Origin of the sequence: Nocardia tenerifensis NBRC 101015 (assembly GCF_000308715.1) — a bacterium.
GTDB classification, from domain to species: domain Bacteria; phylum Actinomycetota; class Actinomycetes; order Mycobacteriales; family Mycobacteriaceae; genus Nocardia; species Nocardia tenerifensis.
In genome coordinates this window covers 1-6,708 of sequence record NZ_BAGH01000378.1, presented here as the reverse complement: position 1 = coordinate 6,708, position 6,708 = coordinate 1, and the positions used below count along the sequence as shown (strand labels likewise).

The window sequence follows — 6,708 nt, the reverse complement described above, 5'->3', positions numbered from 1 at the left end:
CGCCCTGCCCGCCTGGTCGGCGCGCAGACGCAAAACCGATGCGCCCCAACGTAATGACGCACCGCCCGAACCCGAGGGCATCTCCACCGCCGCCTGGTCGCTGGCCAGTCAGGACCAGCAGCTCGTCTCCGGTCAGACGGTGGCCGGCGACCTGCTCCGAGACGGGGTGGAACGCGCCGAGCGCGCCGACGCCGAACGCGCGGCGGGGCGCGGCAAGCGCGGACGGGCCGACCGTGACCCGGTCGACGAGCTCGAGCTGTACGACGGCAAGACCGACTTCTTCGAGCCCGTCGACCTGGACGCCGAGCACGACGAGCTCGACGACTTCGACGAGGACGAGCCCGAGCGCGCGGTATCGCCGCGTCGTTCCTCGCGGGCGGCGAGGAAGGCCGAGGACGACGCCAACCGCCGCCAGTGGATGATCCTGGGCGGTCAGAGCACCGGCGCGGCCGTCGCGGGCATGTTGCTGTTCAAGGGTTTCGAGCGCATGTGGGAGATGCTCCCCTGGGTGGCGCTGGCCTTGGCGATGATCGTGATCCTCGGCCTCGTCGCGCTGGTGCGCATCCTGCGCCGCACCGACGACGTGCTCAGCACGGTGATCGCGGTCGTGGTCGGCGTCTTCGTCACGCTCGGACCGCTAGCCTTTCTTCTCAGTACCAACTGAGGCAGGGAGCGGCAGTGGAGAAGACCGGGCAGATACTCGTCGGGCTCTCGACGGCCTCGGTGTATCCGCAGAACACCGAGGCGGCGTTCCGGTACGCGGCCGAACTCGGTTACGACGGCATCGAATTGATGGTCTGGGCCGAGCCGGCCAGCCAGAGCATCGCCACCGTGCAGTCCTACGCCCGCCGGTACGACGTGCCGGTGATCGCGATCCACGCGCCGTGCCTGCTCATCTCGCAGCGGGTGTGGGGATCGGATCCGATCGCCAAGCTCGAGCGCAGCGTGCGCACGGCGGAGGCCCTCGGCGCCCGCACCGTCGTCGTGCATCCGCCGTTCCGCTGGCAGCGCCGCTACGCCGAGAACTTCGCCGACCAGGTCGCCGAGCTCGAGGAGCACAGCCCGGTGATCGTGGCGGTGGAGAACATGTTCCCGATGCGCGCCGACACCCTGTTCGGTCGCGGCGCGCGCTCGGTGAAACGGCTGGAGCGGCGCGGCGGGCCCGGTGTCGGTCTCACCGCGTTCAGCCCGTCCTACGATCCGACCGACACCGGCTTCGAGCACTACACCCTCGACCTGTCGCACACCGCGACCGCGGGCACCGACCCGCTGGCGCTGGCCGCGCGCATGGGCGACGGCCTGGCCCACCTGCACCTCGCCGACGGCCGAGGGGCGGCGCACGACGAGCATCTGGTGCCCGGCGAGGGCACCCAGCCGTGCGTCGAGGTGTGTGATGCCTTGGTGCGCAACGGTTTCGCCGGTCAGGCCGTGGCCGAGATCAACACCCAGAACGCGCGCACCACCCAGCACCGCGCGGCCATGCTGCGCCGCACCCTCGCCTTCGCCCGGCTGCACCTCAACGGCCGGCCCGCGCCCGCCCCGACCTCGTCCCGTCGCGCCTGACGCTCCTGTGACGCACGTCCCGCTCGCCCGAGGGGAATGCGACGGCCGAAACCCGTCGTTCTACGCTGTACGAACGCCACGTACCAGCAACCCTGGTCGCCGACGTGGCGGGTAGACGACAGGAGTGACGATGACGACGGAGCTGGACCTGGCAGCGGGCACCGCGACCGATGCCCCCTTCAGCCGGGTGCTCGAGCTGACCGAGCTGCCGACGACGACCTCCGACGCCGGTCGCTACCTCGGCGCCATCGACAAGACCTGGACCATCGGCGACAAGGTGCACGGCGGCACGATGGTCGCGGCCACGGCGGCCGCGGGCCTGAAATGGCTGCGCGCCACCGACCCCGCGCTGACGGCCATGGCCCCGATCGCCGCGAGTTCGGACTTCCTCGGCGCGCCCGACCCCGGCGAGGTCGAGTACGAGGTGCGCATCCGCAAGACCGGCCGGCAGATCTGCCTGGCCGACGCGAGCCTGATCCAGAACGGCCGCACGCTGGTTCGCACCGCGCTCACCTTCGGCAGGCTCGACGACGCCGAGCCGAGGTACGCGCGCGAACACAGCGACATGCCCGTCGAACCGCCCGCCGACGCCATCGGCTACGCGCCCGGCTCGCCCATGGGCCGGGTCGTGCACGTCGGCCAGGGCGCGGACCTCTTCATCGACCGCGCGTGGGCCCGCTTCCTCGAGGGCGAGACGGCGGAGCCGCGGCTGCGCCTGTGGATGCGCCCGCGCCCCGGCGACCAGCAAGACAGCGAGGTCGCCATGCTGTTCGCGATGATGGGCGCGGACATGAGCCCGCCGGTCCCGGCCAACCTCGGCCAATTCGGCTGGGCCCCCACCGTTCAAATGGTCACCTACCTGCGCCGCAAGCCCGCCCCCGGCTGGCTGCGCATCATCGCGACCACCCACGAGGTCGGCGCCCGCATGTTCGACGAGGACCAGCTGGTGCTCGACTCGACCGGCGCGGTCGTCGCCCAGAGCCGTCAGCTGGCGCTGATTCCGCAGGGATGAGCGCCGTCTAGGCTTCTTCCCCATGACGAGAATTGCGGTTATTGGTGGCGGGCGCATAGGGGAGGCTCTGATCGCTGGGCTGCTGGAGTCGGGGCGGCCGGCCAAGGACCTGGTTGTCGTCGAGACGTTTCCGGAGCGGTCCGCGCAGATCGCGGAGCGGTTCGGCGTGCGGGTGACCGACTCGGTGGCCGACGCGGCGGTGGGCGCGGACCTGCTGGTCGTCGCGGTCAAGCCCGCCGACGTGGACGCGGTGATGACCGCGCTGGGCAAGGCGGCGCTGAGCGACAACGCGAGCGTCGGCAACGACGACCGGGACCAGATCCTGGTCTCGCTGGCCGCGGGCGTGCCGACCGCGCGGCTCGAGGCCAAGCTGCCCGCGGGCTTCCCCGTGGTGCGGGTCATGCCGAACACCCCCATGCTGGTCGGTCAGGGCATGAGCGTCATCGCGCCGGGGCGCCACGCTCGTCCGCCGCAGCTCGAGCTGGTGACCGAGGTGCTCGGCGCGGTCGGCAAGGTGGTCACCGTCGCCGAGTCGCAGATGGACGCGGTCACCGCGGTCTCCGGGTCGGGGCCCGCCTACTTCTTCCTGATCGTCGAGGCCATGGTGGACGCGGGGGTCGGCCTCGGCCTCACCCGCGAGGTGGCCACCCAGCTGGTCGTGCAGACCATGGTCGGCTCGGCGGCGCTGCTCGACGGATCCGAGCAGAGCGCCGCGGAGCTGCGGGCCGCGGTCACCTCACCGGCCGGCACCACCTCCGCCGCGGTGCGCGAGCTCGAGCGCGGCGGAATCCGTTCGGCCTTCCTCGAGGCGCTGCACGCGGCGCGGCAACGCTCCGCCGAGCAGGGGGTCCTGGACGGACCCGCCGCCGTCAGCGCGGTGTGACGCCGAGCGAAAAGCTGATTTCTCACTCCCGTCGCAGTAACACCACTGGTCCCGCTAAGCTTCAAGCAGCACGTGCGTGTCTGTTCCGCCGGTGGGGAAGCCGGCGGCGCGGACGTGCCGGAGGTCAATGGTGCAATGATGTCTAACAAGATGTCTGCAAGTAGCTCAGGCAGTTCGAGTGGCTCCGGCCCCTCAGGCGCCCGGGGTGGTTCCCGGCCGCAGAATGGTTCCGCGTCGCAGGGGCAACCCATGCTCGGCGGCACTCAGTTCCTCACGGTCGCCGAGGTGGCGAGCCTGATGCGAGTGTCCAAGATGACGGTGTACCGGCTGGTGCACTCCGGTGAGTTGCCCGCGGTGCGGGTGGGTCGTTCGTTCCGGGTGCACGCCAAGGCGGTACACGATTATCTGGAGACGTCCTACTTCGACGCGGGATGACAGCCTGATCCATCCGCGCCGAGTCGGGCGCGGGACGCCGTCGGACGCTGTCCGGCGGCGTTGGATCGGGTGGTTTCGAAGGCCACCGGGCGTGCCGGTACGATGGACCCTCGGTTCGTGTTCGCCCGCCGGTGGCATCGCTGTGTGATGCCCGGTGGTACCCGGCGGCGCGGACACTGGGCGTGAGGCTTGCCGAGCGACCGGTCAGTTGGCGCACGTGAGAAGCGTGCGCGCCGAGTAGAGAGAACGCGAGGAACAACCCTATGGGTTCTGTGATCAAGAAGCGCCGCAAGCGCATGTCGAAGAAGAAGCACCGCAAGCTGCTTCGCCGCACACGCGTGCAGCGGCGCAAACTCGGCAAGTAAGCGCTGCGCGTCGGCTCGAAGGCCCGTCATCGTGAGATGGCGGGCCTTTCGTTTGAAATGTCGAACTTTGAAACCACGCCTTGTATCGGGTGACTGAAGTCATCGTTAGATCCTGGTAAATCCCAATGGAACCCGTGAACGCAGCGGCTACCCTAGGAACCGGGGAATAAATCACACGGGGGGCTTGCCAAGGTGGGATGCCGGTGGGTTCTGACGCTAGAGACGGACACACGCCGAAAGTCGTGTTGGTGACCGGAGCCAGCCACTTCTTCGGCGGCAGCGTCGTCGCTCGTCTCGCGCAGGATCCCGGCATCGAGCGCATCCTCGCCGTCGACACCATGACCCCGAGCCGCGAGCTGAGCAGGCGCATGGGCCGGGCCGAGTTCGTCCGCGCGGATATCCGAAATCCGTTGATCCGTAAGGTGATCGATGGTGGCGCGGTGGACACCGTGGTGCACGCGGCGGTGCTCGCCAAGCCGCCGACGGGCGCCGCGCGCGCCGTGATGAAGGATCTCAACGTGCTCGGCGCGATGCAGTTGCTCGCGGTGTGCCAGAAGGCGCCGACGGTGCGCAGGGTCGTCGTGCGTTCCTCCTCCGCGGTATATGGGTGCAGCGCAAAGGATCCCGCGAAATTCACCGAGGAAATGAGTGCGCGCGTACCGCCGCGCGGTGAGTTCGCGCGCGACATGATCGACATCGAAGGATTCGTGCGCGGACTCGCGCGGCGACGGCCGGATATCGCCGCGTCCATTCTGCGTTTGGCGCCGATCGTCGGGCCGCGGTTGGCGAGCCGGGGCGTGCAGTATCTACGCTCGCCGATCACGCCGACGGTGTTCGGCCGCGACGCGCGCATGCAGTTGCTGCACGAGGAGGACGCGGTCGCCGCGCTCGCGCACTCGGCGCTGACCGCGGGCGGCGGCACCTACAACATCGCGGGCGACGGCGCGCTCGCGCTGTCGCAGGCGGTGCGCCGGGCGGGCCGGATCGAACTGCCGGTGCCGTTCGCGCTGTTCCGCACCGCGGGCCGAGTGCTGATGGGCCCGGTCATGCGCCAATTCTCCGGCGAGCAGCTCGACTACTTCCATTTCGGCTGTGGCCTCGACACCACCCGGATGCGGACCGAACTCGGGTTCGTGCCGCGATGGACGACGGTGCAGGCCTTCGACGACTTCATCGGGGGCGCAGCGTTGCGGCCCGTAGTCGATCCCGCGTGGATCGATGTCGCAGAAAACAAACTGCTCGGCCTGCTCGGGGCCGGTACGGGAGCACAGCAATGAACGACGTAGCGAAAGTCATCCACCTCCACGACGTCGGGGACGAGGTGCGCCCGCGGCAGGCCAGACGCTGGCCGGAGCGCGGCGCGGCGCCGGGCCAGGTGACCTCGCTGGTGGAGCGGCTCGCCGCCACCGAACCGCCTGCGCCGCAGTCGCTTTCGGACCTACTGCGGGGCGCGGTGGCTAAACGGATCGGCAAGAGCGCCGACTTCGCCCGCCGCCGGATCACCGGCGACTACCAGGTCGACGAGTTCGGCTTCGACGAGCACCTGCTCGAGTCGGTCATCCTGCCCGCGCTGCGCCCGATGTCGGAGCTGTGGTTCCGGGTGGAGGCCAGCGGCGTCGAGCACCTGCCGGAGGCGGGCGGCGCGCTGATCGTGGCCAATCACGCGGGCACCATCCCGCTCGACGGACTGATGCTGCAACTGGCGGTGCACGACCGGCACCCGAAGCAGCGCGCGCTTCGCCTGCTGGCCGCTGACCTGATCTTCGAGACGCCGGTGCTTGGCGCGCTGGCCCGCAAGGCCGGGCACACGCTGGCCTGCCGCGAAGACGCCGAGCGGCTGCTGCGCTCCGGCGAGCTGACCGGCGTCTTCCCCGAGGGCTTCAAGGGCGTCGGCAAGCAGTACGCCGACCGTTACAAGTTGCAGCGGTTCGGCCGAGGCGGTTTCGTGGCCGCGGCGGTGCGGACCGGTGCGCCGATCATCCCGTGCTCCATCGTCGGCTCGGAGGAGATCTACCCGAAGCTGGCCGACCTGCAGCCGCTCGCCCGGCTGCTCGGCCTGCCGTATTTCCCGGTGACGCCGCTGTTCCCGCTGCTCGGCCCGCTGGGCGCGCTGCCGCTGCCCTCGAAGTGGTACATCGAGTTCGGCGCCCCGATCCCGACCACCGGCTACGAGCCGGAGGCGGCCGACGACCCGATGACCATGTTCGAGGTCACCGACCAGGTCCGCGAGACCATCCAGTCGACGCTCTACAAACTGCTCACCAAGCGCCGCAACCCCTTTACGGGCTGAGCCGCCCGTACGAACGAGTGAACGGAGTACATCGACACCTGTTCGCAGCCACCCCGTCGGCTCGGCGAACGCCGGGCACCAGCCGGTAAACCCCTCGGCCGCACTGGTTTCCGGCGTTCGCCCGGGCCGACGGGTGCTGCGGCGAGCGAGGCGCCGGGTC

Annotated in this window: 8 protein-coding genes; all 8 read left to right on the top strand. The window is 70.0% G+C overall.

Features of this window, described 5'->3' with window-relative positions; genetic code table 11:
* Positions 1–664, top strand: a 664-nt coding sequence (locus ON39_RS49855) for an Rv0497 family membrane protein (RefSeq protein ID WP_506329726.1), incomplete at its 5' end; no start/stop codon positions are given.
* Between the two features lie 14 nt (positions 665–678).
* The gene (locus tag ON39_RS30305; RefSeq protein WP_040739431.1) at positions 679–1,563 is read left to right on the top strand and encodes a sugar phosphate isomerase/epimerase family protein; all 885 of its coding nucleotides are present in this window, start codon (positions 679–681) and stop codon (positions 1,561–1,563) included.
* 130 nt (positions 1,564–1,693) lie between these two features.
* Entirely contained in the window at positions 1,694–2,575 is an 882-nt protein-coding gene (locus tag ON39_RS30300) for a thioesterase family protein (protein WP_083894782.1), read from the top strand.
* A gap of 22 nt (positions 2,576–2,597) precedes the next feature.
* Complete coding sequence (proC, locus tag ON39_RS30295; protein WP_040739430.1) at positions 2,598–3,458, top strand: pyrroline-5-carboxylate reductase; 861 nt, start codon at positions 2,598–2,600, stop codon at positions 3,456–3,458.
* A 150-nt stretch (positions 3,459–3,608) separates the two neighbouring features.
* A complete protein-coding gene (locus ON39_RS30290) occupies positions 3,609–3,893 on the top strand; it encodes a helix-turn-helix domain-containing protein (protein ID WP_246002872.1) in 285 nt (94 codons plus the stop codon).
* A 263-nt stretch (positions 3,894–4,156) separates the two neighbouring features.
* Complete coding sequence (locus ON39_RS47645; RefSeq protein ID WP_003402602.1) at positions 4,157–4,258, top strand: 30S ribosomal protein bS22; 102 nt, start codon at positions 4,157–4,159, stop codon at positions 4,256–4,258.
* Positions 4,259–4,455: 197 nt separating this feature from the next.
* Entirely contained in the window at positions 4,456–5,535 is a 1,080-nt protein-coding gene (locus ON39_RS30285; protein WP_051187338.1) for an NAD-dependent epimerase/dehydratase family protein, read from the top strand.
* Complete coding sequence (locus ON39_RS30280) at positions 5,532–6,548, top strand: lysophospholipid acyltransferase family protein (RefSeq protein WP_040739428.1); 1,017 nt, start codon at positions 5,532–5,534, stop codon at positions 6,546–6,548. The genes ON39_RS30285 and ON39_RS30280 overlap by 4 nt, the downstream gene beginning before the upstream one ends.
* Positions 6,549–6,708 lie beyond the last annotated feature (160 nt).